The organism is Frigoribacterium sp. PhB24, assembly GCF_003755185.1.
GTDB lineage: Bacteria > Actinomycetota > Actinomycetes > Actinomycetales > Microbacteriaceae > Frigoribacterium.
The window spans coordinates 668,050-692,261 of sequence record NZ_RKIC01000009.1; the positions used below are offsets into that span (position 1 = coordinate 668,050).

The window sequence follows — 24,212 nt, forward strand, 5'->3', positions numbered from 1 at the left end:
CTTCGGGAGGCCTCGAGTCTGTGTGTGAGAGCGTGACTAGCCGGCGAGCTGCAGGCGGAGCAGGCTGAGCTTGGTCGCGACGGTGCCGTCGATGACCTCGTCGCCCACCTGGACGCGGAGACCGCCGACGACGGCGGGGTCGACGACCTGGTTGATGCGCAGGCTACGCCCGAACTGCTTCGCCAAGCCGTGCTGCAGCCGTGTCACGTGCGCTCCGTCGAGGCGCACGGCGCTCGTGACGGTCGCGACGAGCTGGTCGGACTGGTCGGCGACGATGTCGGCCGCATGACGCAACAGTTCTCCGATGCGGCGACCGCGAGGCTGTCGCACCAGGTGCATGACGATGGCGACCGTCTGACGGCTGGCCTTGCCTCCGAGCAGACGCTCGACCAGGGCCGCCTTCGCGGCCGGATCGCCCAGTTTGGAACCGATGGCCAATTCGAGTTGGGAGTCGGTGCGGACGGCGGCGTCGAACGCGAACAATTCGTTCTCGATGCCGCTGTCGGCGGGGGCGGTCGACGCGATCGCCCGGAAGGCGACCTCTTCGATTCCGGCCAGCAGGTCGTCGGAGGACGACCAGCGGCTGCCCACGACCGAGACGAGTAGCGCCCGTGCCGACTCGGAGAACGACCCGAAGAGCCGGTCGAGCAACTGCTTCTTCGTCGCGACGTCGACGGCGGGGTCGGCGAGGTACGACTGCAGCTGAACGGAGCCGCCGACGACCCGGCCGGCGTCGAGCAGTTGCTCACCCGTCGTCAGGTCGACCGACCCGCCGAGGTCGGAGAGGACCGACCGCGCCGAACCGAGTGCTTCTCGGGACATGGAACCCATCGTCAGTTGCCCGCCTTAGCGTTCTCGTCCGCCTCGAGGTCGGCGAGGAAGCGGTCGACCACGGCCGAGGCCTTGGCGTCGTCGCTGAGCGACTCACCGATGACGCCCGAGGCGAGGTCGATGGCCAAGGAACCGACCTCGGACCGGAGCGAGGCGACGGCGGCCTGACGCTCGGCCTCGATCTGCGCGTGGGCGGAGGCGGTGATGCGGTCGGCATCGGCCTGCGCCTGCTGCTTGAGCTCGGCGATGATCTCGTTGCCTTCGGCGCGCGCGGCCTCACGGATGCGCGCTGCCTCGGCTCGGGCATCGGCCAGTTGCTTCTTGTATTCGTCGAGGGCCTTGGCAGCCTCGGCCTGCGCAGCTTCGGCGTGCTTGATGCCGCCTTCGATGCGCTCGGCACGCTCGTCGAGGATCTTGCGGAACTTGGGGATCGCGAAGAGCCCGAAGAACGCAGCGATGACCACGAAGACGACCAAGGACCAGAGGATGTCGTAACCAGCGGGGAAGAAGATGGCAGCGCCTTCGGGCGCACCACCCTCGGCCGCGAGGATCGTCTCGATCATCGGTGTGTCGTCCTAACTGATCAGGAGAAGATGAAGCCGGCGGCGAGGCCGATGAAGCCCAGCAGCTCGGTGAACGCGATGCCCAGGAACATCGTGACCTGGAGGCGACCGGCCAGCTCGGGCTGACGGGCCATGGCCTCGACGGTCTTGCCCGCGACGATGCCGATACCGATGCCGGGGCCGATCGCAGCGAGGCCGTAGCCGACGGTCGCGATGTTGCCGTTGATCTCAGCGAGGATCGTGGTGGTGTCCACTTGTGTTTCCTTCCGGTTGGGCGATGCTCGTCGGATGACGTGCGTCGTCTGTATTTAGTGTTCTTTCGCCGCGGCCTGTTGGATGTAGACCGAGGCGAGGAGCGTGAAGACGTAGGCCTGCAGCACGGCGACGGCCATCTCGACGATGGTCATCACGAAGCCACCGATGAGGGTGAGCGCTCCGAAGGCCATGAAGCCCCCGCTCATGCTGAAGAAGAAGAAGTGCGTCGCGGCGAAGCAGAGCACCAGCAGGAGGTGGCCGACCATCATGTTCAGCAGGAGTCGAAGGGCCAACGAGATGGGCCGCACGATGAAGATGTTGATGAACTCGATGGGCGTCAGCAGGATGTACATAACCCACGGCACACCGGGCGGGAAGAGGGCGTTGCGCAAGAACGTCGCGCCACCGGCCTCACGGAAGCCCGCGTAGATGAACATGATGTACGCGACGACCGCCAGCAGCAGCGGCATCGCGATGACCGAGGTACCCGCGATGTTGAGGCCCGGAATGATGCCGGTGATGTTCATGGCGAAGATGCCGAAGAACATGGCAGCCAGCAGCGGCAGGTATTTGCGTCCGAGCTTCTCGCCGAGGATCTCTTCGACGATCTGGATTCGGACGAAGTCGAGGCCCAGCTCTGCGATGCTCTGCCCGCGAGACGGGATGAGCCGACCCTTGCGCAGGGCCAGCCAGAACAGCAGCAACATGACGGCGATCGCGAAGAGGCGGACCAGCATGATGCGGTTCAGCTCGAAGGGGGTGCCCTCGAAGAAGATGGCGGGAGGGAAGAACTCGTCAAGAGTCGGGGCGTGGAATCCCCCGTCCCCGTGGCCGGCTTCGGCAGCGGAGAGCAGGTTCACAGCGTTCGCTATCAGCGCTATCTCCTGTGTCGGGGCGAGCACCCTGAAGTGTCGCGACGATTGGTGGGGTTTGTCATCCGTGCACGCTGGAGACGCGGCCGGGGAACGTCGTCAACCCTATCAAGGTAATGGTTGCTTGGACGAATCGGTCGAGGTATTTTCACCCTCTGCACGCATGTCCGTCACTCCTGGGGCGCAGGGGGCAAGGTCGCATCGCTGACGTACGACAGTCGGCCCCGGACGACCACCAGCGCGTCGACGGCGAGCGTGCCGATGATCGAGACGACCAAGGCCAGGAACAGCACGATGTCGTTGACGAACGGCTGGTCGCGCAGCACGACGAGCAGCACGATGAAGATGATCAGCTTGAGCAGCCAGGCGCCCATGACGATGCCGAAGAACGCGCCGAGGGTGAACCGGATCGCCACCAGCATGCTCGCGGCCGTGATCGCGGCGAAGAGGATCGCCAGGCCGACCCCGACGAGGGCGCTCCACAGACCGTCGGTACCGGCGAACAGGTAGCCGAGTCCCCCTCCGACCACGGCGATGACGAGGGCGAGCACGCCCGTGTACTTGAGGATCTGGGTGAAGATCGAGCCGGCGTTCATGGGTGGTCCTTCGGGTTCGTCAATTCGGGCACCACGGCCTGGGCCGCGGTGTCGGTGTCGTGCGGGTCGAGGGCGTCCGCGGCGGCGTCGAGGGGGTCGAACCGGTCGGACTCCGTCACCGAGAGTTCGCCGGTGCGCGTGGTCTGGACGGCGATCTCGACCTTCTTGCGGCGGCTGAGGGGCGACAACGTCGCGGCCGTGCAGGCGACCAGACCGACACCGAGGAACACGGCGACCAGATAGGTGGGCTTCACGAAGAGGAACATCAGGCCGCCGACGGCCGCGACGAGGGTCCAGGCGTAGAAGATCAGGACGGCCTGGAAGTGCGAGTGCCCCATGTCGAGGAGGCGGTGGTGCAGGTGCTTGCGGTCGGCGGTGAAGGGAGACTTGCCGGCGCTCAGCCGACGGAGGACGGCGAGGCCGAAGTCGAGCAACGGGACGATCAGGATCGCGAACGGCAGCACGATCGGGATGAACGCCGGCAGGAGAGCGGTACGGGAGATGCCTGCCGGATCGATCTGCCCGGTCACCGAGATGGCGCTCGTGGCCATGACGAGGCCGGTGAGCAGCGCGCCCGCGTCACCCATGAAGAGCTTGGCCGGGTGCCAGTTGAGCGGCAGGAACCCGAGACAGGCCCCGATCAGCACGGCGGAGAGCAGCGCCGCGAGGTTGAAGTACTCGGTCTGGCCGATGGTGATCGACAGGACGAAGCTGTAGACGAAGAAGACGCCGTTCGCGATGATGGCGACCCCGGCCACGAGGCCGTCGAGACCGTCGATGAAGTTCACGGCGTTCATCACGAGGACGATCGTCAGGACCGTGAGCACGAGAGACATGTACGGCGAACCGATGGCGAGGCTGCCACCGATGGGCAGCGAGACGAGTTGCACGCCCTGCCAGGCCAGGACCCCGGCGGCGATGATCTGCCCTGCCAGCTTGGTCATCCAGTCGAGGTCGTACAGGTCGTCGACGACTCCGATCACGACGATGATCGTGGCGGCACCGATGATGGCCAAGGGTGGGCCTGCGTCGGCGAACACGAGACGGAAGTAGTCGACTCCCGAGATGAGGGGGAAGACGAACCAGGCCGCGAGGAGCGCGACGACGATGCCGGCCCACATCGCGATGCCCCCGAGGCGTGGCGTCGGCGTCTGGTGGACGTCGCGCTCACGGATCTTGGGGTAGAGGCGGTACTTCAGGCCCACGCGCCACACGACGACGGACAGGACGAAGCTGACCGCGGCCGAGATCGCCAGCGCGAGGAGGTAGTACCTCACGCGAGGGCGTCGACCCCGACGACGCGGGTGATGTCGGCGTCGGACAGGACGCCGTGGCGCACGATGCGCAACACCCCGTCGGCACCGCCCGTGGCGTCGACGATCGTCGAACCCGTGTTGGCGCCGGCCCGGTGCTCGTACGACGTGCCCGCGGGGCCGTCGTCGAGGTAGACCGACACCGAGTCGCCCAGCATGCGACGTGCGTCACCCGCCGACTCGGCAGCGGGCCGGCCGGTCAGGTTGGCGCTCGAGACCGCGAGCGGGCCGGTCTCTTCGAGCAACTCGAGGGCGATGCGGTGGCTCGGCACCCGCAGGGCGACGGTGCCCCTGGTCTCGCCGAGGTCCCAGCTGAGCGACGCCTGGGCACGGAAGATCACCGTGAGCGGCCCGGGCCAGAACTCGTCGAGCAACGGCCGGACGACCTCGGGCACCCGGTCGGTGAGCGCGGCGAGCGTCTCTTGTCCCTTGATGAGCACGGGGGGCGGTGACTGGCGACCACGCCCCTTGGCGTCGAGCAGACGCTGGACGGCGGTCGGGTCGAACGCATCGGCCGCGACGCCGTACACCGTGTCGGTCGGCAGGACGACGAGCTCGCCCCGCCCGATGGCACCGCGCGCCATGCGCATGCCGGCGAGGAGTTCGGAGTCGACGGAGCAGTCGTGAAAAGTGGCCATGACGTGACGATGATAGTGCGACGGACCGGGAGAACCCGGTCAGCGCACCGCCGTCGTCGCCCGGTCGCGACCGGTGAGGTCGGGATGCGTGGCCGGGGAACGCCAACCGTCGGCCGTCAGGAGGCCGCGGATCGCGCCTCCTTGGAGCTCGCCGTGCTCGATGACGAGCGCTCCCCCGGGGCGGAGCAGTCGTCGGGCCGTGAGAGACAGGGCACGGACGAGGTCGAGACCGTCCTCACCGCCGTAGAGGGCGAGGGCGGGATCGTGGAGGCGGACCTCGGGATCGCGGGGGACCATTCCGGTCGGCACGTACGGCGGGTTGGACACCACGACCGCGACGGTGCCGTCGAGTTCGGGCAGCGCGTCGGAGAGGTCGCCCTCGACGAGCCGCACGTTGTCGGCCCCCACCGACGCGATGTTGCGACGAGTCCAGACGGCGGCGGCGGGCGAGAGTTCGACGGCGACCACGGACGCCGTGGGCACCTCGGAGGCCATCGCCAACGCCAGGGCCCCGCTGCCTGTGCCGAGGTCGACGGCCACGGGCGACGGGTCGGGCACGGCACGCAGCGCGTCGATCGCCAGCTGGGCGACGCCCTCGGTCTCGGGACGCGGCACGAAGACACCGGGCCCCACGTGCAGCTCGAGGCGGCGGAAGGACGCGCGCCCCGTGATGTGCTGCAGGGGCTCGCGGGAGGCGCGGCGCGTGACCGCGGAGATCAGCGCCTCCTGCTCGTCCGTCGCCAGCGGCGCCGAGGTGACGGCCCTCGCGCGCACGACTCCCCTGGCCAGGCCGGTGACGTGCCCGAGCAGCAGTTCTGCGTCGACGTCGGGCGACGGGACCCCCGCGTCGGCGAGGACGCTCGACGCCACCCGGAGGGCGGCGTCGACCGTCGTCGCGCCGACGAAGGCCGCGGCGATCGGGTCGGTCACGACGCGGTGTCGCCGATCTCGGCGAGGCGCGCCTCTTCGTCGGCCTGGATGCACGAATCGACCACCGGGTCGAGCGCACCGTCCATGACCGCGTCGAGGTTGTACGCCTTGTAGCCGGTGCGGTGGTCGGCGATGCGGTTCTCGGGGAAGTTGTAGGTGCGGATGCGCTCCGACCGGTCCATGCCCCTGATCTGGCTCTTGCGGGCGTCCGACGCGATGGCCGCCTGCTCTTCTTGCTGACGGGCCAGGATGCGCGCCCGCAGCACACGCATGCCGGCCTCGCGGTTCTGCAGCTGGCTCTTCTCGTTCTGCATCGCCACCACGATGCCCGTGGGCAGGTGCGTGATGCGGACGGCGGAGTCGGTGGTGTTGACCGACTGGCCCCCGGGGCCGCTCGACCGGTAGACGTCGATCTTGAGGTCGTTCTGGTTGATGTCGACCTCTTCGGGCTCGTCGACCTCGGGGAACACGAGCACGCCCGTGGTCGAGGTGTGGATGCGCCCCTGCGACTCGGTGGCGGGCACCCGCTGCACGCGGTGCACGCCGCCCTCGTACTTGAGGTGCGCCCAGACGCCCTGTGAGGGATCGGACGAGTTCGACTTGATCGCGACCTGCACGTTCTTGTAGCCGCCGAGGTCGGAGTCGTCGCTCGCGATCATCTCGGACTTCCAGCCCTTCGACTCGGCGTAGTGCAGGTACATGCGCAGCAGGTCGGCCGCGAAGAGGGCGCTCTCGGCCCCGCCTTCGCCGCCCTTGATCTCCATGATCACGTCGCGCCCGTCGTCCGGGTCGCGCGGGATCAGGAGGCGCCTCAAGCGCTCCTGGGTCTCGTCGAGGGCCTGCTCGAGAGCGGGCACCTCGTCGGCGAACGCCTCGTCCTCTTTCGCGAGTTCGCGCGCTGCCTCGAGGTCCTCGCCCGCCTGCTGCCACGCCGAGTGAGCAGCCACGATGCGACTGAGCTCGGCGTAGCGACGGTTAATCTTCTTGGCGCGCGCGGCGTCGGCGTGGACGGCCGGATCGCTGAGCTGCGTCTGCAGGTCGTCGTGCTCGGCCAGCAGCACGACCACCGACTCGAACACGCTCAGTGCTCCTTGTGACCCGAGTCGTGTCCGTTCGAGGCGGGGACCGACTTCTGGACCTGGACGAGGAACTCGACGTTCGACTGCGTCTCGCGCAGGTTGCGCAGGACGATCTCGAGCGCCTGCTGCTGGTCGAGACCGGCCAGTGCCCGGCGCAGGCGCCAGGTGATCTTGACCTCGTCGGGGCTGAGCAGCATCTCTTCGCGACGCGTACCCGACGCGTTGACGTCGACGGCGGGGAAGATCCGCTTGTCGGCCAGGTGCCGCGACAGACGGAGCTCCATGTTGCCGGTGCCCTTGAACTCCTCGAAGATGACCTCGTCCATCTTCGAACCGGTCTCGACGAGAGCGGTCGCGAGGATGGTCAACGAGCCGCCGTTCTCGATGTTGCGCGCGGCGCCGAAGAAGCGCTTCGGCGGGTAGAGGGCCGACGAGTCGACACCACCCGAGAGGACGCGACCCGACGCCGGTGCGGCCAAGTTGTACGCGCGGCCGAGGCGCGTGATCGAGTCGAGCAGCACGACGACGTCGTGGCCCAGCTCGACGAGGCGCTTGGCGCGCTCGATGGCCAGCTCGGCGACCGTGGTGTGGTCCTCGGCCGGGCGGTCGAAGGTCGAGGCGATGACCTCGCCCTTGACGGTGCGCTGCATGTCGGTGACCTCTTCGGGTCGCTCGTCGACGAGCACGACCATGAGGTGCACCTCGGGGTTGTTGACCGCGATGGCGTTGGCGATCGACTGGAGGACGAGGGTCTTTCCGGCCTTGGGGGGCGAGACGATGAGACCCCGCTGCCCCTTGCCGATCGGCGACACGAGATCGATGATGCGGGTCGAGAGCTTCTGCGGTTCGGTCTCGAGACGCAGGCGCTCCTGCGGGTAGAGCGGTGTCAGCTTGCTGAACTCGACACGCTTGGCCGCCTCGTCGACTGGCTGGCCGTTGATCGAGTCGATCTTGACGATCGCGTTGTACTTCTGCCGACCCTGACCCTGGTCGCCCTCATGGGGCTGACGGATGGCTCCGACGACCGCGTCGCCCTTGCGCAGGTGGTACTTCTTGACCTGGCCGAGCGAGACGTAGACGTCGCTCGCACCGGGCAGGTAGCCGGTGGTGCGCACGAACGCGTAGTTCTCGAGCACGTCGAGGATGCCCGCGACGGGGATGAGGACGTCGTCCTCACCGATCTCGGGCTCGACGTCGTCGTTCTGGGCACCACGACCGCGCTTGCGGTCACGCTGACGGCCGCGACCCTGACGGCCGCCCTCGTCGTTCTGACCACCGGCCTGCGGGCCGTTGCCGGCCTGCTCGCCGCGCGCCGCGTCGTTCTTCTCGCCGGCCTCACGCTGCGCCTGCTGCTCGGCCTTCTGGTCACCGCGGTGCTGGTCGCCGCGCTGCTGGCCGTTCTGCTGCTGGCCGTTCTGCTGGGCGTCGGCCTTCTGGCCGCCGTTCTGCTGGCCGCCGTTCTGCTCGGTCTGGGCCTGCTGCCCACCCTTGCCACGGTTGCGGTTGCGGCTGCGACGGCCGCCACCCTGCTGGCCACCGTTCTGCTGCTCGCCGTTCTGCTGGTCGGACTGGGCCTGGTCGGCCTGGCCCTGGTCGGCTTGGCCCTGCTGGTCGGAGACGACCTCGTCGGTGGACGCGGACGGGGCGGCCTCGGTGGCCGCCGACTGCTCGGCGGCCGGGGTCTCGACCGACGCACCGGGCTGCGTCGCGTCGGCGGCGACGGACGCGTCGGAGGCGCGGCGCGAGCCACGACGGCGGGACGGACGCTCGGAGGCCGCGACCGGCTCGGTCGTGGACTGCTCGGTCGGCGACTGCTCGACGGCGGGGACGGAAGCCTCGACGGCGGCGGCCTCGGTGGCCGGCACCTCGACGAGAGGCGTGACGCCGGTCTCGCCGGCGTTCACGTGCGCACCGGCGGCGCGGGACTCGGGAGCCCCGGCGGCGGACGTGGCGCGACGCGAGCCGCGACGTGCCCGGGTCGGCGCCTCGGTGGGCTCGGCGACCGTCTCGGCCGCGGGGGCCTCGGCGCTCTCGGCGACGGCGGTCTCGACGGACGCCGGGACGCCGGCGCCGACGACACCGTCGAGCGTCGGTTGGGGGGCGACCTCGGCGGCGGCCCCCTCGCCCTGCTTCGCCGCGATGGCGGCGACGAGGTCGCCCTTGCGCAGCTTCGAGATGCCGCTGATGCCGAGCGACGAGGCGAGGGCCTGCAGCTGGGGCAGGCGCATGGCGGTGAGTTCGGGCGTGGACGGCGCAGCGGCGCCGTTCTGGACGTCAGTCACGAGTGATGGGTTCCTTTCGCTCCCCCGCGTTGATCGGCGGGGCAGAGCTGGTCACACCTCGCGGCCTCGGGCCTGCACTGGGCGGGTTCGCCCCGGAGGGCTGCCCTGTGCGGGCTCTGCACGGGATGAGCAGGAGGCCTGGGAGGTGCGGTGCGCGTCGACCAGATCGGCAGACGAACACTGCTAGATGTGCACTACGGGATGTGCGACCCGGGGACTCGAAGACTTGTGACCCCACGCGGTTGCCCCCACGAAGAACGGCGGAGACGCTGCTAGATGCCCAGGAAATCTGAGTTTTCTACCGGGTGCGGCACCACTGTAGCACCTTTGAGATCGACGGCCAGCATCAACGGACGCCACGCCGAGACGGCGTGTTCGCGCACCAGGTCGGCGGCGAACAAGCGCTGCGCCGGGTCGCTGCCGAGCACCAGAAGCGAGGGGCCGGCACCCGAGACGACGGCTGCGAGCCCGGCATCGCGCAACATGCGGATGAGGGTGTCGGTCTCGGGCATGGCACTGGCGCGGTAGCTCTGGTGCAGGCGGTCCTCGGTGGCCGCGAGCAGCAACTCGGGACTCTGCACGAGGGCCGCGACCAGCAGCGCCGACCGCGACACGTTGAACGTGGCGTCCTCGTGCGGCACGGAGGCGGGCTGCAGACTGCGAGCCAGCTTGGTCGAGAGGGTCGACTCGGGCACGAACACCACGGGCGAGACCCCCCGGTGCACGAGCAGCCGCTTGTGCGACGGACCGTGCGAGTTCATCCAGGCGATCGTGAGGCCGCCGAACAACGCCGGGGCGACGTTGTCGGGGTGACCCTCCATCTCGGTCGCCAGCGCGAGCAGCGCGGCCGAGTCGAGCTCGACCGTGCCGCGGAGCAGCCCCTTGGCGGCCATGATGCCCGAGACGATGGCAGCGGCGGACGACCCGAGCCCTCGGCCGTGCGGGATCGCGTTGCGAGCCCGGAGGTGCAGCCCCGGCAGCGGGACGTCGACCGACGCGAACGCGGTGGCGATCGCCTGGACGACGAGATTCGAGCCGTCGGTCGGCACCTGGCCCTCGCCGACGCCGGACACCTCGACCCGGACGCCGGGCTCAGGCGTCGCGGTGACCTCGAGTTCGTCGTAGAGCGAGAGCGCGAGTCCCAGCGTGTCGAAGCCGGGGCCCAGGTTGGCCGAGGTCGCGGGGACCTTGACCAGCACCGAACGCCCGACGACCCCGGAGGTCATGCAGAGGCCGGTGCGAGACCGAGCACCTCGGCCACCTGGGCCGTGTCGCTCGCGACCACGGTCGGTTGCACGTCGCTGCCGTCGGCGCGACGCAGGGCCCATTGGGGGTCCTTGAGGCCGTGGCCCGTGACGGTGAGCACGACCGTGGCCCCGGCGGGGATGACGCCGGCGTCGGCCCGCTCGAGCAGGCCGGCCACGCTGATGGCCGACGCGGGCTCGACGAAGACGCCCACCTCGGCGGAGAGGATCTTCTGCGCGGCGAGGATCGCCTCGTCGGTGATCGCCCCGAACCAGCCGTCGGTCAGATCGCGCGCCTCGAGGGCGAGCTGCCACGATGCCGGGTTGCCGATGCGGATGGCACTGGCGATCGTCTCGGGGGCCTTGACGACCTCGCCCGCGACGATCGGCGCCGAGCCGGCGGCCTGGAAGCCGAACATGCGCGGCAGCTTGGTGGCACGACCGATCTCGAGGTCTTCGCGGTAGCCCCGCGTGTAGGCCGTGTAGTTGCCGGCGTTGCCGACCGGGATGAAGTGGAAGTCGGGGGCGTCGCCGAGCACGTCGACGACCTCGAACGCACCGGTCTTCTGCCCCTCGATGCGGTCGTTGTTGACCGAGTTGACCAGGTGCACCGGGTAGTTCGCGGCGAGGTCGCGCGCGATGTCGAGGCAATCGTCGAAGTTGCCCTGGATCTGCAGCAGCTGCCCGTCGTGCGCCACGGCCTGACTCAGCTTGCCCATGGCGATCTTGCCCTCGGGCACCAGCACCGCGGCGGTGATGCCGGCGTGCGCGGCGTAGGCGGCGGCCGAGGCCGAGGTGTTTCCGGTCGAGGCGCAGATGACGGCCTTCGCCCCGTGCTCGACGGCCTTCGAGATGGCCATCGTCATTCCGCGGTCCTTGAAGGAGCCGGTCGGGTTCATCCCCTCGTACTTGACGAAGACCTTGGCACCCGTGCGGTTCGACAACGCGGGAGCCGGGATGAGCGGCGTGCCGCCCTCGCCGAGGGTGACGATCGGGGTCGCGTCGGTGACGTCGAGACGGTCGGCGTATTCGCGCAGGACACCCTGCCACTGGTGGGCCATCAGGCTCCTTCGACTCTCAGCACGCTCGTGACGGAGTTCACGACCGTGGCGTTCTTCAGGGCGGTCACGGTCGCGGCGAGGTCGGACTCGCGCGCTCGGTGGGTGCCGATGATCAGCGTAGCGGTGGCCACGGGGTCACCCTCGACCGTGACGCCCGACGTCGTGCCCGACGTCTGCTCGACGTTGTGGACGCTGACGCCGTGCTCGCTGAGCACTCCGGCGACCTCGGCGAGCACACCGGGTTGGTCCGCCACGTCGAGGGTGATCTGGTATCGGGTCGACACGCGGCCGATCGGGAAGACGGGAAGGTTCGCGTGGGTGGACTCGGCGACGCCCGGGCCGCCGATGACGTGGCGACGCGCGGCCGACACGAGGTCGCCCAGCACCGCGGACGCCGTCTCGACCCCCCCGGCACCGGCGCCGTAGAACATGAGGTCGCCGGCCGACTCCGCCTCGACGAAGACGGCGTTCTTGGCGCCGTGCACGGCCGCGAGCGGGTGGCTCAGCGGCACCAGCGCCGGGTACACGCGGGCGCTCACGCCCTCGACCCCCTCGTCGTCGACGAGACGCTCACAGATCGCGAGGATCTTCACCACGTAGCCGGCCTTGCGCGCCGCGACCACCTGGTCGTGCGTGACGGAGGTGATGCCCTCGCGGTGGACGGCTGCGAGGGGAACGGCCGTGTGGAAGGCGAGGCTGGCCAGGATGGCCGCCTTCTGCGCCGCGTCGTAGCCCTCGATGTCGGCCGTGGGGTCGGCCTCGGCGTAGCCGAGGGCCGTGGCCGTCGCCAAGGCGTCCTCGAGGCTCGAGCCGTCGGTGTCCATGCGGTCGAGGATGAAGTTCGTCGTGCCGTTGACGATGCCCATGATGCGCTGGACGCGGTCACCGGCGAGGCTGTCGCGCAACGGGCGGATGATCGGGATGGCCCCGGCGACCGCGGCCTCGTAGTAGACCTGCGCGCCCACCTGCTCTGCGGCGTCGAAGAGTTCGGTGCCGTGGCTGGCGAGCAGGGCCTTGTTGCCCGTGATGACGTCGGCCCCTGAGTTGAGCGCCTGCAGGACGTAGCTCCGGGCCGGCTCGAGTCCGCCGATCAGTTCGACGACGATGTCGGCACCGACGATGAGGGACTCGACGTCGGTCGTGAACAGCTCGTGCGGCAGGTCGACGTCTCGGGGTGCGTCGACGTCACGGACGCCGATGCCGACGAGCTCGAGCCCGGCCCCCGCGCGCCCGGCGAAGTCGTCGCCCTGCTCGAGCAGCAGCCGCGCCACCTGCGACCCCACCGAGCCGGCGCCCAGCAGGGCGACCCTCACGTTGCGGTATTCGATCATGTCAGTCCGTTCTCGGGTGCTTCGTCGTCGGCGTGCGGTGCTCGCACGAGGTCAGGAGGCGCGGGTCGCCCGGTCGAGACCGGCGTCGCGGGCCAGCAGGTCGGCTTCGCTCTCGCCCCGCACGATGACGCGGGCCCGGCCGTCACGCACGGCCACGACGGGCGGACGCCCGACGTGGTTGTAGTTGCTGGCGAGGCTGTGGCAGTAGGCGCCGGTGGCGGGCACGGCGAGGAGGTCACCCGGGGCGACGTCGCCGGGCAGATAGTCGGCGAGCACGACGAGGTCGCCGCTCTCGCAGTGCTTTCCGGCGACACGGACGAGCGCGGGCGGGGCCGAGGAGGTGCGGTTCGCGATGCGCACGGAGTAGTCCGCCGCGTACAGGGCGGTGCGTGCGTTGTCGCTCATCCCTCCGTCGACGCTGACGTAGCGCCGCACGGCGGTGCCGTCGTCGGACGAGACCGTGACGTCCTTGATGGTGCCGACCTCGTAGAGGGTCGTGCCGGCGGGCCCGACGACGACGCGACCGGGCTCGACCGCGAGCAGGGGCACGTCGATCTCGAGGCGGAGGCACTCGGCCTGGACGATGTCGGCGAGGGCGACGGCGAGCTCGTCGAGCGGACGGGCGTCGTCGGCGCTCGTGTAGGCGATGCCGAAGCCACCCCCGAGGTTGAGCTCGGGGACCGGGCCGAACGCGAGCAGGTCGGCGTGAACGGCGAGCAGCCGGCGGGCGGCCTCGGCGAAGCCGTCCGAGCCGAAGATCTGCGAGCCGATGTGCGAGTGCAGTCCGACGAACTCGAGCGTGGGCTGCCGGCGGATCGAGCCGACGATCTCGGCGGTCTCGGCGAGCGGGACGCCGAACTTCTGGTCTTCACGGGCGGTGGCGAGGTACTCGTGCGTGGAGGCGTGCACGCCCGAGTTGACCCGGAGGCGCACGCGTTGGACGCGCCCGTGTCGCTCGGCCGCCGCGGCGACGCGGTCGACCTCGGCGGCGTTGTCGAGGACGACGGTGCCGATGCCGGCCTCGACCGTCCGGTCGATCTCGGCAAGCGACTTGTTGTTGCCGTGGAACCCCATGCGCGCCGGGTCGACGCCCGCGGCCCGGGCGACGGCGAACTCACCGCCGGTGCAGATGTCGACGGCCATGCCCGCCTCGGCCACCCACCGGGCGACCTCGGCCGAGAGGAACGCCTTGGCGGCGTAGTAGACCGTCGCCGTCGTGCCGATGCGGGCGGCCTCGCGCTCGAACGAGCGGACGGCCTCGAGGGCCCGGGTGCGGGCGTCGTCCTCGTCGAGCACGTAGAGCGGGGTGCCGAACGACGCCACGAGCTCGGAGGCGGTGACACCGCCGAGCACGAGTTCGCCGTCGCTCGACCGCCGGGCCGTGGCCGACCAGACCGCCGGATCGAGGGCGTCGGCGTCGATCGGCTCGACGAGCCAGGCAGGAGCCAGGGGGTTCGGGGACACGCGGACCTCGGGGGTTCGAAGGACGGGGAACGACATCAGAGCCTACCGACCGCCGACGAGCGTGGCGGCCACGGTCGGGACGTCCTCGACGGCACGGGCGAGGTCAGGAGCAGGACCCCTTGGTGCCGATGCCGCTCGACGAGATCGGCAGGCCCGGTGACGTCACGTCGATGGTCGCCGCAGCCGACGTGACCGCGACGCCGGTGAGGGTGGTGCCCTGGGGCAGGTACTGCGCGGCGCACACGTCGAAGGCGTAGCCGCCGATGAAGGGCGCGAGGTCGAGCGAAAGAGACGTGTCCCGGAGCGACGCCGTCGTCGGCGTGAGCGAGATGACCCGGCCCTCGCTCGTGATCGAGGGGGTGGCGACGACGTCCACGGGGACGACCGTGTTCACCAACGGAATCGTGAAGTCGCGGGCGTAGGTGACCTGTCCGTCGCCGAACGCGATCGCCCCACCGCTTTCTTGCACGGCCGCCAGAGCGTTGACGGTCGCCGCGTCGGCGGTCACCGTTCCGGTGATCGCGCCGGTCGAACCGCTGAGGTCGGTCGGCACGTCGCGCACGTCGAAGTCGAACGAGAACCCGCCCGACGACCCCGCGGACGAGATGGTGGCCTGGTCGATGCTGCCCTGCACGAGCTGCCACAGCATCGAGAAGCCGCCGATCTGCACGTCGACCGGGCCGGCGGCCTCGCCGAGCTGTTGCGAGATCTGTTTCTCGGCCTGGCCCTCGGCGACGGTCCGGACCACGAGGTCGGCGACCACGGCGAGGATTCCGAGGACCACCACGATCCCGAGCAGCACGAAGACGAAGATGCCGAAACCCCGACCCCGGCGGCGGGCGACGGGCTTGGCCTCGAAGAAGTCGGAGTCGATGTCGCTCATCGGGCCATCTTGTCAGCCGGCCGACGAGGATCGCTCACGCCGCGCCTCCTGCGGTCGAGACCGAGGAGGCGCGGCGCGGGAGGTCACATGCGGTCGGGTGCCGAGACGCCGAGCAGGCCGAGCCCGTTGCGGATGACCTGGCCGGCGGCGTCGTTGAGCCACAGGCGGGTGCGGTGCAGATCGGTGACCTCGTCGTCGCCGAGCGGCGTGACGCGACAGTTGTCGTACCAGCGGTGGTAGGTGCCGGCGAGCTCTTCGACGTAGCGGGCCACGCGGTGCGGCTCGCGCAGCTCGGCGGCCTGGACGACGACGCGCGGCAGCTCGGACAGGGCGCCGAGCAGGGCGCTCTCGGTCTCGTGCGTGAGCAGTGACGCGTCGAACGCGTCCCGCGTGACACCGGCCGCCTCGGCGTTGCGGGCCACCGCGCGGGTGCGGGCGTGGGCGTACTGGACGTAGAAGACCGGGTTGTCGTTGCTGCGTCTGGTCAACAGGTCGAGGTCGATGTCGATCGAGCTGTTCACCGGGCTGCGGACCAACGAGTACCGACCGGCGTCGACGCCCACCGCGTCGACGAGGTCTTCCATCGTGACGACGGTGCCCGCGCGCTTGGACATGCGCATCGGCTCGCCGTCGCGCAGCAGGTTGACCATCTGGCCGATGAGGATCTCGAGGTTGACGCCGGGCTCGTCGCCGAACGCCGCGCACATCGCCATCATGCGGCCGACGTAGCCGTGGTGGTCGGCACCGAGCATGATCAGGTTGCGCTCGAAACCGCGCTCACGCTTGTCGAGGTAGTAGGCCAGGTCGCCGGCGATGTACGCGGCTTCGCCGTCACTCTTGACGATGACGCGGTCGCGGTCGTCGCCGAACTCGGTGGTGCGCAGCCAGGTCGCGCCCTCGGACTCGTAGACGTGACCGAGCTCGCGGAGACGGGCGACGGCGCGCTCGACGGCCTTCGACTCGTGCAGCGAGTTCTCGTGGAAGTAGACGTCGAAGTCGACGCCGAAGTCATGCAGCGAGGACTTGATGTCGGCGAACATGAAGTCGACACCGACCGACCGGAACAGCTCTTGGGCCTCGTCGCGGGGCAGGTCGCGCACGTCGCCGTCGAAGGTCGCCAGGACGCGGGCGGCGATCTCGGCGATGTACTGACCGCCGTAGCCGTCGTCGGGGGTGGGCTCGCCGAGCGAGCTGGCCAGCAGGCTGCGGGCGAACCGGTCGATCTGCCCACCGTGGTCGTTGAAGTAGTACTCGCGGGTGACGAGGGCGCCCTGGGCCTGGAAGACGCGGGCCAGGCTGTCGCCGACCGCGGCCCAACGCACGCCGCCGAGGTGGATCGGGCCCGTCGGGTTCGCCGAGACGAACTCGAGGTCGATGGTGACGCCGCGGTAGTAGTCACCACGACCGTACGCCTCGCCCTGCTCGACGATCGAGCGCGCGAGCAGGCCCGCCGCGGCGGCGTCGAGACGGATGTTGATGAAGCCGGGGCCCGCGACGTCGACGTCGGCGACGCCGTCGACCTCGGCCAGCTCGGCCGCGATCTCGGTGGCGAGCTCGCGGGGGTTCGTGCCGACGCGCTTCGCGAACTTCATCGCCACGTTGGAGGCCCAGTCGCCGTGCTCGCGGTTCTTCGGCCGCTCGAGCGCCACGTCGCCCTCGGTCACCGCCACGTCGACGGTGCCTCGGCGCTCGAGGACGCCCTGGACGACGGCGAGCAGGGACGTGGAGAGTTCGGCAGGAGTCACGAGGGACGATCTTACCGGCCGCCACGGGGCCGACGACGAGCCCGGCGTCGGTGATGATGGAGGGATGAGCCCCGCCGCGACCCGCTCCCCCGTCGTCCTGCGCACCCTCGTCGTGACGGGTGCCCTCGCCCTGTCCCTCACCGCCTGTACGGCCCCGTCGGAGGCCACGCCGAGTCGCACCCCGACGGCGGGCGGTCAGGCCTCGGCGACCGCCGACTCGACCCCGACCGCGACGCCGACGCCCGACCTCGTGAGCACGCCGTTCACGATCGACTGCGACGATCTGCTCGACGCCGGCTCGCTCTCGACCTGGTACCCGGGGTTGACGGCCGTGACCGACGACCGCGCGAGCGGCGACGAGAGCAGGGACGGTGAGGCCCTGCGGCAGGTGGCCGACGCGGACGGCACGACGTGCACGTGGCAGGACTCCAGCGGCGCCACCGTCACGGTCGGCGTGGCGCACTTCGACGCGGACAGCCTCGACGAGCTGGCCAACGAGCTCGTCGCGACGAGCAACTCGGTGCCCACCTTCGGCGTCGAGGGCTACTTCGACACGCCCGGCGAGATCGGCACGGCCGAGGCGTTCGCGTCACCGGCGTTCGTCGTGGCCCGCTCGACGACGTTCCTCGAACCGGGCGACGCCGAACCGGTCGTGTCGGCCGTGCTCTCGGCACTGAAGCAGGTCGGCTGAGACCGAGACCGAGGGCGAGGGCGGGAGGCGCGCTCGCGTGAGGGGCGCGGCCTAGGCGACCAGCGCCTCCTCGTCCGTTCTCGAGCCGGCGGACGAGGCGAGGCGCCCCGCCTCGCCGGAAGCGGCCAAGGACGCCAACAGCGCCTCGAGTTGACCGGCCGGGGCTCCTTTGTCTTCGGGGTGCCACTGCACGCCCACCACCGGGGCCGAGTCGTGCTCGACGGCCTCGACGGTGCCGTCGGAGGCGCGGCCGACGACGCGGAGGCCCTGGCCCAGGCGACCGACGGCCTGGTGGTGCGCGCTCTGCACGACCGGCTCGGTGCCGAGGGCCCGGGCGAGGCGACTGCCGGGCTCGAGCCCGACGGCGTGCGGGTGCATGAGCTGGTCGACCGGCGCGTCGGGGGTGCGATGCACCCCGTCGTGGTCGTCCAGGTGTTGTACGAGGTCGCCACCGAGCGCGACGTTGATCAGCTGGTGGCCGCGGCAGACGCCGAGCAGCGGGGTGCGCCGGGCGACGGCTCGACGGACGAGGGCGAGCTGGGCCTCGTCGGCCACCGGGTCGTGGCGCCCCTCCCCCGGGTAGCCGGTCGCGCCTCCGTAGTGGCGGGGTGACAGGTCTTCTCCGCCGAGGACGACGATCGCGTCGGCGTCGTCGGTCAGGCGCAGCAGCTCGTCGGTGCCGAGGTCACCCGCCGCGAATCGCGTCGCCTGCCAGCCCGCGGCCTCGGCGGTCGCCTGCACGCGGGAGTTCATGTCGTCCACGTAGGCGTGGTACTCGGGAGCGTGCGGCCGGTGTCGGGTGACCTCGACCACGGCGAGGCGCATCGAGGCGACGGTGGGGTCGCTCGGGCGGATCGACGTGGCTCGGTACGAGGTCATGCCCCCATGCTGCCGTCGTCACCGACGGCCTGCCAGGTGCGTGTCGCCGCGTTACGTCCGCGCCGCAGCCTCGGTCGCGGTCGCGCCGTCGGCACCCGCCGTGGCGGTCACGGCCACAAGGCGGCGCGGGTCCAGCCGTCGCCGTCGCGGTCGTACCGCAGACGCACCTGATCGCGGCCCGTGGTGGCCTGCCAGAACTCGATCGAGGTGGGGTCGACCCGCCAGGCCGTCCAGTCCTCGGGGACGAAGGTGTCGTCGGACTCGATCGCGGCCTTGGCCTCGGCGAGGCGACGACGTGTCTCGGCCTCGTCGGTGATCGGGCTGCTCTGCGGCTGCGTCATGGCGACGGCGCGCGAGTCGGGGTGCCGGGCGGTGAAGTCCTTCTCGCTGACCTCGCGCGGGCCGGGCGTCGCCCGACCGAGCACCCGGACCTGGCGGCCCTGCTCACGCCAGTAGAGGGTGAGGGCCACCCGGGGGTTCTCGGCGATCTGCCGACCCTTCGGGCTGATCGACGAGGTGGCGAACCAGAGCGCTCCGTCGTCGACGTCCTTGAGCAGGAGGGTGCGGGCCGTGACGTCACCATCGGACGACGAGGTCGAGATGACCATGGCGTGCGGCTGGGCGACGTCCTGGTCGACGGCCTCGACGAGCCACGCGACGAACTGGTCGACCGCGTCGTCGGCCACGTCGTCGACGTCGAAGGTGGGCAGCTCGGGGTGGAAGACCTTGGCCGAGCGGAGACGCTCACGCAGGGTCGGACCCTCGGGATCGGTGCGGTCGGAACGGGCGCCGGTGTCGGCTCGGTCGGTGCGGGTGTCGTCGGTCACTCCCCCACGATGCACCCCGCGAGTCGAGGCCGTCCCAGGCCGGACCGATTCGCTGCTAACCTGGACGACGTTCCCGGGCCCCCATAGCTCAGGGGATAGAGCACTGCCCTCCGGAGGCAGGGGCGGCAGTTCGAATCTGCCTGGGGGCACCACGTCTTTCCTCGTCGATGTCGGCTCAGCCCGTCGGCGTGCGTCGTTCGGTCGACCGAGCGGCAGGCCACCAGGTCAGTCGGGCTGGCGGCGGGCGCGGTCGGCGTCGTCGCGCTCGAGTTCGCGGCGCAGGACGCGCTCGGGCACGGCGACGTGCTCGGCGGCCTCGCGCATGCTCGCTCCCCCGGCGCGCAGCTGGCGGGCCGCGTCGAGGCGGCGCCTCGAGACCGGGGGCTTCGGGGTCTGCGCGACCCGCGCCTCCTGACGTCTGCGGGTCTCGGCGCGGTGCAGCTCACCCCCGACCTGCTCGTCGAAGCGGGCCAGGGAGGCCGTCACCCGGAAGAAGAAGCGGCCGTAGGCGTTGAGCTCGTCGATCTGCTCGTCGATCGAGCGGAAGGCCACCCCCAGGGCGTCGAGGGTCGCCATCACGCCGACCAGTTCGGCGACCGAGCGACCGATGCGGTCGACGTTCGCCACGACGAACACGTCGCCCTCTCGCAGGCTGCCGATCGCCTTCGCGAACTCGGGGCGTGACTGCCGGGTGCCGGTGGCGTGATCGACGAAGATCTTGTCGCACCCGGTCGCCCGGAGACGTTCGACCTGCTGGTCGGACGACGGATCGTCTCGCGAGATGCGGGCGTACCCGACGACGGTCACAAGGAGCCTTCCGACTGTGGGTGGAGAGAGAGGAGAGGCCCCGCCGGTGGCGAGGCCTCGGGGACACACGCCGGGGGCGGTGTCAGTGGACGGTCGCGCTCAACTGTAGGTGAGCGCGATCACGGCGACGTCGAGCGTGCGGTACGAGCCCTCGCGTCGGACGGCGGTGCGGACGCGTCCGCGAAGCACCTCGAACAACCCGTCGTTCTCGTGCACGAAACCGATCACGCCGGCAGTCGGCGTCGCCACGCGATGGAACCCGTCACCCAGAGGGATGACCTCGGCTCGGGATGTGCGCTCCAAGACAGCACCCATGATGTCTCCTTCATCGTTCTCCGGCCCGTCTCGTGGGCCGTGATCGCAGCGTACCCCGCGAGTGGGGTACAAGGCCTCCCGGAGCGGTCAGGCTCGCCGTCCGGTTCGCACCGCGGACAGACGCGGCATGGGGCTCGGATACGGTCAGGCTGCCGAGGCCTCGGGCAGGGCCCCGCGACGCCGCCGCCGACCGGCCGCGATCGTTACCCCGACGCTCGCCGTGGTCACACAGGCCAGGGCCACCACCTCGCGCACCCCGAGCGCCTCGCCGAGCACGACGAGCCCGGCCGACGCGGCCACCGCCGGCCCCAGGCTGGACAGGACGCCGAACACCCGGGTCGGCAGTCGCCGCAGCGCCACCGACTCGAGGGCGTACGGGATCGCCGAGGTCAGCGCCGCCACGACCAGGAAGATCAGCAGGAGGCGCGGGTCGGCCCGGACGGCCACCGTCGCGTCGTGCGCCCCGAACGGGACGACCACGAGGGCGGCGACGAACATGGCGGTCGCGAGGGCGCCCATGGGGTCGCGACCCCGACCGAGGGAGGCGTTGGCCAGGATGTAGCAGGCCCAGAACGCCCCGGCACCGAGGGCGAGGAGCACGCCGACGAGCGGGATCGCGCCGGTCGAGTCGGAACCGAGCAGCACGACCCCGGCGAGGGCGAGCAGCGCCCAGGCCGCGTCCCACCACCGCCTCGTCTGCACGAGCGCCACGACCAGTGGACCGAGGAACTCGAGGGTGACCGCGACCCCGAGCGGCACGACGTCGATCGCGAGGTAGATGAGCGAGTTCATCCCCGCAAGGGCCAGGCCGAGCACGACCACGCCGAGCCAGGTACGGCGCGGCCACCGCCAGGGACGCGGTCGGAAGACCACGAGCAGCAGCGCGGCCCCGAACGCGAGGCGCAGGGCGGCCGCGCCCGTCGGACCCAGGGCCTCGAAGTGCGTCTTGGCGAGGGCGGCCCCGAACTGCACCGACACGATCGCCGCGACGGCGAGGAGGGGCGACGGCACACGGCCGAGAGGGCTGGGGTTCACGAGGCTCCGAGTTCGTCACGGGGTGCGCGGCGGCACAGTACGATCGTGGCATGAGCGACGCCTTCTCCGTCATCGCGCCGGTGGTGGAGCTCTTCGGCTGGTTCGGCTTCGTCGTGGGCTCGCCCTTCCTCCTGGCCGGTTGGCTGCTCCGCCGCCGTGCGACCCGCCTCGAGAGCACCGTGGGCGTGGTCATCCCGCCCCCGGACTGGGCCCGAGCCGCGACCGCCCGCTGGATGGACGTCGACGGGCAGCTGCACGAGACGCAGTTCGGCGACGTCCCGGTCACGACGCCGCTCGAGACCGAGCTCACCGTGCACTACGACCCCGACCGTCCTCACCGTGCCCGCGTCCACCCGCCGCACGACGACGGGCGGGCGCCGCGCACGGTGGGGGTCGTGCTCTACGCGGTCGGGGCGGTCTGCGCCGTCGCGTCGGTGGGCCTGCTCCTCGCCTCGTGACCCGGGCGCTCTGACGGGGGCCGTCGATAGACTCCCCCGCAACGAGCGAGGGGAGCGTCGTGAGCACGAGCGCAACGACCGGCCGACGACCGACGAGCCGAGCGGTGATCGCCGTGACCACGGCCGTCCTGACCCTGGTGGGTGCGATCGCCGTCGGTGCGGCTCCGGCCCGGGCGGTCGAACCCGTCGAGCTCCAGGGCGCCTACGTGGTCGATCAGGCCGACGTGCTCACCGGTGCGGACGAGCGCGAGGTCACCGACGCACTCGACTCGCTCTCGGCCGACACCGGCGTCAACCTCTTCGTGGTCTACGTCGACTCGTTCACCTCGCCCTCCGACCGCACGGCCTGGGGAGAAGCCACGGCGTCGCTCAACCAGCTCGGCACGAACGACGTCCTGCTCTCGGTGTCGGTCGACGACCAGTTCTACGATCTCTCGGCCGACACCTCGGTCCTCTCGGAGTCCGACCGCCAGGCGCTCCAGACCGACGTGGTCCTGCCTCAGCTGCGTGAGGGCGACTGGGCCGGCGCCGCCGTCGCCCTGGCCGACGGCATCCGCAGCGACGAGGCGGGCCCCGACCTCAGTTGGGTGCTCTGGGCACTGCTGGTGCTGGTCCTCCTGGCTGCCGCGATCGCCGTGGTGTTCGTCATCCGACGGGCGCGGCGACGTCGCCGCGAGTTCGACGCACGGAAGGCCGACCAGGACGAGCTCGACAGACGTGCTGCACGCGTGCTGGTCGCCCTCGACGACGAACTCACCGCGGGCGCGCACGAGGTCGGCTTCGCCGCCGCGCAGTTCGGTGACGATGCCGCCAAGCCCTTCGCCGAGGCGCTCGACGCGGCCCGGGTGCACGCCCGCGAGGCGTTCGCCCTGCAGCAGAAGCTGGACGACTCGATCCCCGACTCCCCCGAGCAACGTCGCGAATGGACCACCCGCATCATCGAGTTGTGCGAGGCGGCCGACGCCTCGCTCGCCGAGCAGTCCGCGGCGTTCGACGAGCTGCGCGAGGCCGAGAGCCGGGCGCCCCGCGACGTCGAGGCCCTGCCGGGCGAGATCGAGAGCCGTCGGGCCCGCCTCACGAAGGCTCGCACCGTCATCGGCGAGCTGACCACGATCTACTCGGCGCGGGCGGTCGCGTCGATCGACCAGAACGACGACCAGGCCGACCGTCTGCTCGAGTTCGCCGACGAGCGGACGGGAACGGCCGCGACCGCGGTGGCGTCGTCCTCTACGTCCGAGGCGGTCATCGCCATCCGCGAGGCGCGTCAGGCGCTGGCGCAGGTCGACCAGTTGCTGACCGCGGTCGACGCCGCCGCCGAGTCGCTGCGGACGGCGGGCAGCACGATCTCGGCGATGACCCTCGACCTGCGGCGGGACATCGCGACGGCCGAAGGCCTGCCCGACGACTCGGCTCCGCAGGGTGTCGACATCGCCGGTTCCGTCTCGGCCGCACGGGCCTCCGTGGCGCTGGCCGAGACGACGACCGACGACCCGCTCGCCGTCGTCGCCTCGCTCGGTGCCGCCAACGACCGCATCGACCAGGTGCTGGCCGCCGTACGCGAGGACACCGAGAAGCAGCGCCGGGCACAGGCGGCCCTCGACCAGGCGCTGCTGACCGCCCGCAGCCAGATCAGCGCCACCCGCGACTTCATCGAGACCCGTCGGGGCGGCATCGGCCCGCAGCCCCGCACCCGGTTGTCCGAGGCCGAGCGCCACCTGGCCACCGCGGTGTCCCTCGCGACGTCCGACCGCGACGCCGCCTTGTTCGAGGCCCACCAGGCCGTCCAGTTGTCGCAGGCCGCTGCGGCCGGCGCCGAGGCCGAGGTCTCGTCGTACCAGCGGTCGAGCCCGTTCGGCGGCGGCGTCGGCACCCGCGGGTCGTCCGGGGCCGACCTCGGCGGCATCGTCACCGGCATGCTGCTAGGCGGACTCTTCAGCGGGGGCGGCGGCGGCTTCGGCGGCGGCGGCGGCGGCTTCGGCGGCGGAGGCGGCGGCTTCGGCGGAGGCGGCGGAGGCGGCGGAGGCGGCGGCCGCAGCTCCGGCGGCGGCCGGTTCTAGGCCCGCCCGTCACGCTCCCCTCCCGCCGCGAACCAGCAGCACGACGAGCACTTCTC

Annotated in this window: 24 protein-coding genes and 1 tRNA gene; 4 read left to right on the plus strand and 21 right to left on the minus strand. The window is 70.9% G+C overall.

The annotated features are described in order from the left end of the window. Window positions 1–36 precede the first annotated feature (36 nt). The 16 genes from EDF50_RS03635 to argS form a co-directional block, all read right to left on the minus strand. Window positions 37–831, minus strand: coding sequence for a F0F1 ATP synthase subunit delta (locus tag EDF50_RS03635; RefSeq protein WP_123518163.1), 795 nt, complete (start codon window positions 829–831; stop codon window positions 37–39). Between the two features lie 2 nt (window positions 832–833). Continuing rightward, window positions 834–1,394: a F0F1 ATP synthase subunit B gene (locus tag EDF50_RS03640; RefSeq protein ID WP_071253926.1), complete on the minus strand. Its 561-nt coding sequence runs from the start codon at window positions 1,392–1,394 to the stop codon at window positions 834–836. 20 nt (window positions 1,395–1,414) lie between these two features. Beyond that, window positions 1,415–1,648 carry an ATP synthase F0 subunit C gene (atpE, locus tag EDF50_RS03645; RefSeq protein WP_043594505.1) on the minus strand — a complete coding sequence of 78 codons (234 nt, stop codon included), beginning with the start codon at window positions 1,646–1,648 and terminating at the stop codon, window positions 1,415–1,417. Between the two features lie 54 nt (window positions 1,649–1,702). Next, window positions 1,703–2,509, minus strand: coding sequence for a F0F1 ATP synthase subunit A (gene atpB / locus EDF50_RS03650; protein WP_043594504.1), 807 nt, complete (start codon window positions 2,507–2,509; stop codon window positions 1,703–1,705). Between the two features lie 182 nt (window positions 2,510–2,691). After that, on the minus strand, window positions 2,692–3,117 hold the full coding sequence (locus EDF50_RS03655; RefSeq protein ID WP_123518165.1) for a hypothetical protein: 426 nt from the start codon (window positions 3,115–3,117) through the stop codon (window positions 2,692–2,694). Beyond that, entirely contained in the window at window positions 3,114–4,394 is a 1,281-nt protein-coding gene (locus tag EDF50_RS03660; protein ID WP_123518166.1) for an MraY family glycosyltransferase, read from the minus strand. The genes EDF50_RS03655 and EDF50_RS03660 overlap by 4 nt, the downstream gene beginning before the upstream one ends. After that, the gene (locus tag EDF50_RS03665) at window positions 4,391–5,068 is read right to left on the minus strand and encodes an L-threonylcarbamoyladenylate synthase (protein WP_123518167.1); all 678 of its coding nucleotides are present in this window, start codon (window positions 5,066–5,068) and stop codon (window positions 4,391–4,393) included. The genes EDF50_RS03660 and EDF50_RS03665 overlap by 4 nt, the downstream gene beginning before the upstream one ends. Window positions 5,069–5,107: 39 nt before the next feature. Further along, window positions 5,108–5,998 (minus strand): peptide chain release factor N(5)-glutamine methyltransferase, encoded by an 891-nt coding sequence (gene prmC / locus EDF50_RS03670; protein WP_370453959.1) that lies wholly within the window; start codon window positions 5,996–5,998, stop codon window positions 5,108–5,110. Next, window positions 5,995–7,077, minus strand: coding sequence for a peptide chain release factor 1 (prfA, locus tag EDF50_RS03675; protein WP_123518168.1), 1,083 nt, complete (start codon window positions 7,075–7,077; stop codon window positions 5,995–5,997). The genes prmC and prfA overlap by 4 nt, the downstream gene beginning before the upstream one ends. A gap of 2 nt (window positions 7,078–7,079) precedes the next feature. After that, window positions 7,080–9,359 carry a transcription termination factor Rho gene (rho, locus tag EDF50_RS03680; protein ID WP_123518169.1) on the minus strand — a complete coding sequence of 760 codons (2,280 nt, stop codon included), beginning with the start codon at window positions 9,357–9,359 and terminating at the stop codon, window positions 7,080–7,082. A 272-nt stretch (window positions 9,360–9,631) separates the two neighbouring features. After that, the gene (thrB, locus tag EDF50_RS03685) at window positions 9,632–10,585 is read right to left on the minus strand and encodes a homoserine kinase (RefSeq protein ID WP_123518170.1); all 954 of its coding nucleotides are present in this window, start codon (window positions 10,583–10,585) and stop codon (window positions 9,632–9,634) included. Then, the gene (gene thrC, locus EDF50_RS03690; protein ID WP_123518171.1) at window positions 10,582–11,664 is read right to left on the minus strand and encodes a threonine synthase; all 1,083 of its coding nucleotides are present in this window, start codon (window positions 11,662–11,664) and stop codon (window positions 10,582–10,584) included. The genes thrB and thrC overlap by 4 nt, the downstream gene beginning before the upstream one ends. After that, window positions 11,664–12,995 (minus strand): homoserine dehydrogenase, encoded by a 1,332-nt coding sequence (locus EDF50_RS03695; RefSeq protein WP_123518172.1) that lies wholly within the window; start codon window positions 12,993–12,995, stop codon window positions 11,664–11,666. The genes thrC and EDF50_RS03695 overlap by 1 nt, the downstream gene beginning before the upstream one ends. Window positions 12,996–13,046: 51 nt before the next feature. After that, window positions 13,047–14,495, minus strand: a complete 1,449-nt coding sequence (gene lysA / locus EDF50_RS03700) for a diaminopimelate decarboxylase (protein WP_233570289.1) — start codon at window positions 14,493–14,495, stop codon at window positions 13,047–13,049. A gap of 67 nt (window positions 14,496–14,562) precedes the next feature. After that, window positions 14,563–15,342, minus strand: a complete 780-nt coding sequence (locus tag EDF50_RS03705; RefSeq protein WP_123518173.1) for a DUF2993 domain-containing protein — start codon at window positions 15,340–15,342, stop codon at window positions 14,563–14,565. 83 nt (window positions 15,343–15,425) lie between these two features. Continuing rightward, entirely contained in the window at window positions 15,426–17,087 is a 1,662-nt protein-coding gene (gene argS, locus EDF50_RS03710) for an arginine--tRNA ligase (RefSeq protein ID WP_123518174.1), read from the minus strand. 64 nt (window positions 17,088–17,151) lie between these two features. On the opposite strand from argS, the gene EDF50_RS03715 reads away from it, so the two are divergent. Continuing rightward, a complete protein-coding gene (locus EDF50_RS03715) occupies window positions 17,152–17,778 on the plus strand; it encodes a hypothetical protein (RefSeq protein ID WP_123518175.1) in 627 nt (208 codons plus the stop codon). 51 nt (window positions 17,779–17,829) lie between these two features. Here EDF50_RS03715 and EDF50_RS03720 read toward each other — a convergent pair whose 3' ends face one another. Both EDF50_RS03720 and EDF50_RS03725 read right to left on the minus strand, forming a co-directional pair. Beyond that, the gene (locus tag EDF50_RS03720; protein WP_233570290.1) at window positions 17,830–18,657 is read right to left on the minus strand and encodes a gamma-glutamyl-gamma-aminobutyrate hydrolase family protein; all 828 of its coding nucleotides are present in this window, start codon (window positions 18,655–18,657) and stop codon (window positions 17,830–17,832) included. 107 nt (window positions 18,658–18,764) lie between these two features. Next, window positions 18,765–19,484 carry a pyridoxal 5'-phosphate synthase gene (locus tag EDF50_RS03725; RefSeq protein WP_158612615.1) on the minus strand — a complete coding sequence of 240 codons (720 nt, stop codon included), beginning with the start codon at window positions 19,482–19,484 and terminating at the stop codon, window positions 18,765–18,767. A gap of 77 nt (window positions 19,485–19,561) precedes the next feature. Between EDF50_RS03725 and EDF50_RS03730 the strand changes: the two genes are divergently transcribed. Continuing rightward, window positions 19,562–19,636, plus strand: a tRNA-Arg gene (locus tag EDF50_RS03730). 73 nt (window positions 19,637–19,709) lie between these two features. Here EDF50_RS03730 and EDF50_RS03735 read toward each other — a convergent pair. From EDF50_RS03735 to EDF50_RS03745, 3 genes are all read right to left on the minus strand, one after another. Then, the gene (locus EDF50_RS03735; protein ID WP_158612616.1) at window positions 19,710–20,291 is read right to left on the minus strand and encodes a recombinase family protein; all 582 of its coding nucleotides are present in this window, start codon (window positions 20,289–20,291) and stop codon (window positions 19,710–19,712) included. A gap of 99 nt (window positions 20,292–20,390) precedes the next feature. Then, window positions 20,391–20,606, minus strand: a complete 216-nt coding sequence (locus EDF50_RS03740) for a hypothetical protein (protein ID WP_123518178.1) — start codon at window positions 20,604–20,606, stop codon at window positions 20,391–20,393. 144 nt (window positions 20,607–20,750) lie between these two features. Continuing rightward, a complete protein-coding gene (locus EDF50_RS03745; RefSeq protein ID WP_123518179.1) occupies window positions 20,751–21,641 on the minus strand; it encodes a DMT family transporter in 891 nt (296 codons plus the stop codon). 50 nt (window positions 21,642–21,691) lie between these two features. Here EDF50_RS03745 and EDF50_RS03750 point away from each other — a divergent pair, with 50 nt between their 5' ends. Together EDF50_RS03750 and EDF50_RS16775 are read left to right on the plus strand one after the other, a co-directional pair. Further along, window positions 21,692–22,099: a hypothetical protein gene (locus tag EDF50_RS03750; protein ID WP_123518180.1), complete on the plus strand. Its 408-nt coding sequence runs from the start codon at window positions 21,692–21,694 to the stop codon at window positions 22,097–22,099. A gap of 59 nt (window positions 22,100–22,158) precedes the next feature. Next, window positions 22,159–24,156 carry a YgcG family protein gene (locus EDF50_RS16775; protein ID WP_123518181.1) on the plus strand — a complete coding sequence of 666 codons (1,998 nt, stop codon included), beginning with the start codon at window positions 22,159–22,161 and terminating at the stop codon, window positions 24,154–24,156. The last annotated feature ends 56 nt before the right edge of the window (window positions 24,157–24,212 follow it).

Excerpts from the sequence above, each read along its gene's own strand:
- EDF50_RS03740 (WP_123518178.1), bottom strand. The coding sequence starts at position 20,606 with ATGGGTGCTGTCTTGGAGCGCACATCCCGAGCCGAGGTCATCCCTCTG.
- thrB (WP_123518170.1), bottom strand. The coding sequence starts at position 10,585 with ATGACCTCCGGGGTCGTCGGGCGTTCGGTGCTGGTCAAGGTCCCCGCG.
- lysA (WP_233570289.1), bottom strand. The coding sequence starts at position 14,495 with ATGTCGTTCCCCGTCCTTCGAACCCCCGAGGTCCGCGTGTCCCCGAAC.
- EDF50_RS03665 (WP_123518167.1), bottom strand. The coding sequence starts at position 5,068 with ATGGCCACTTTTCACGACTGCTCCGTCGACTCCGAACTCCTCGCCGGC.
- EDF50_RS03695 (WP_123518172.1), bottom strand. The coding sequence starts at position 12,995 with ATGATCGAATACCGCAACGTGAGGGTCGCCCTGCTGGGCGCCGGCTCG.
- EDF50_RS03635 (WP_123518163.1), bottom strand. The coding sequence starts at position 831 with ATGGGTTCCATGTCCCGAGAAGCACTCGGTTCGGCGCGGTCGGTCCTC.
- EDF50_RS03705 (WP_123518173.1), bottom strand. The coding sequence starts at position 15,342 with ATGAGCGACATCGACTCCGACTTCTTCGAGGCCAAGCCCGTCGCCCGC.
- EDF50_RS03750 (WP_123518180.1), top strand. The coding sequence starts at position 21,692 with ATGAGCGACGCCTTCTCCGTCATCGCGCCGGTGGTGGAGCTCTTCGGC.
- thrC (WP_123518171.1), bottom strand. The coding sequence starts at position 11,664 with ATGGCCCACCAGTGGCAGGGTGTCCTGCGCGAATACGCCGACCGTCTC.
- EDF50_RS03640 (WP_071253926.1), bottom strand. The coding sequence starts at position 1,394 with ATGATCGAGACGATCCTCGCGGCCGAGGGTGGTGCGCCCGAAGGCGCT.
- EDF50_RS03720 (WP_233570290.1), bottom strand. The coding sequence starts at position 18,657 with ATGACCTCGTACCGAGCCACGTCGATCCGCCCGAGCGACCCCACCGTC.
- EDF50_RS03715 (WP_123518175.1), top strand. The coding sequence starts at position 17,152 with ATGAGCCCCGCCGCGACCCGCTCCCCCGTCGTCCTGCGCACCCTCGTC.
- EDF50_RS03655 (WP_123518165.1), bottom strand. The coding sequence starts at position 3,117 with ATGAACGCCGGCTCGATCTTCACCCAGATCCTCAAGTACACGGGCGTG.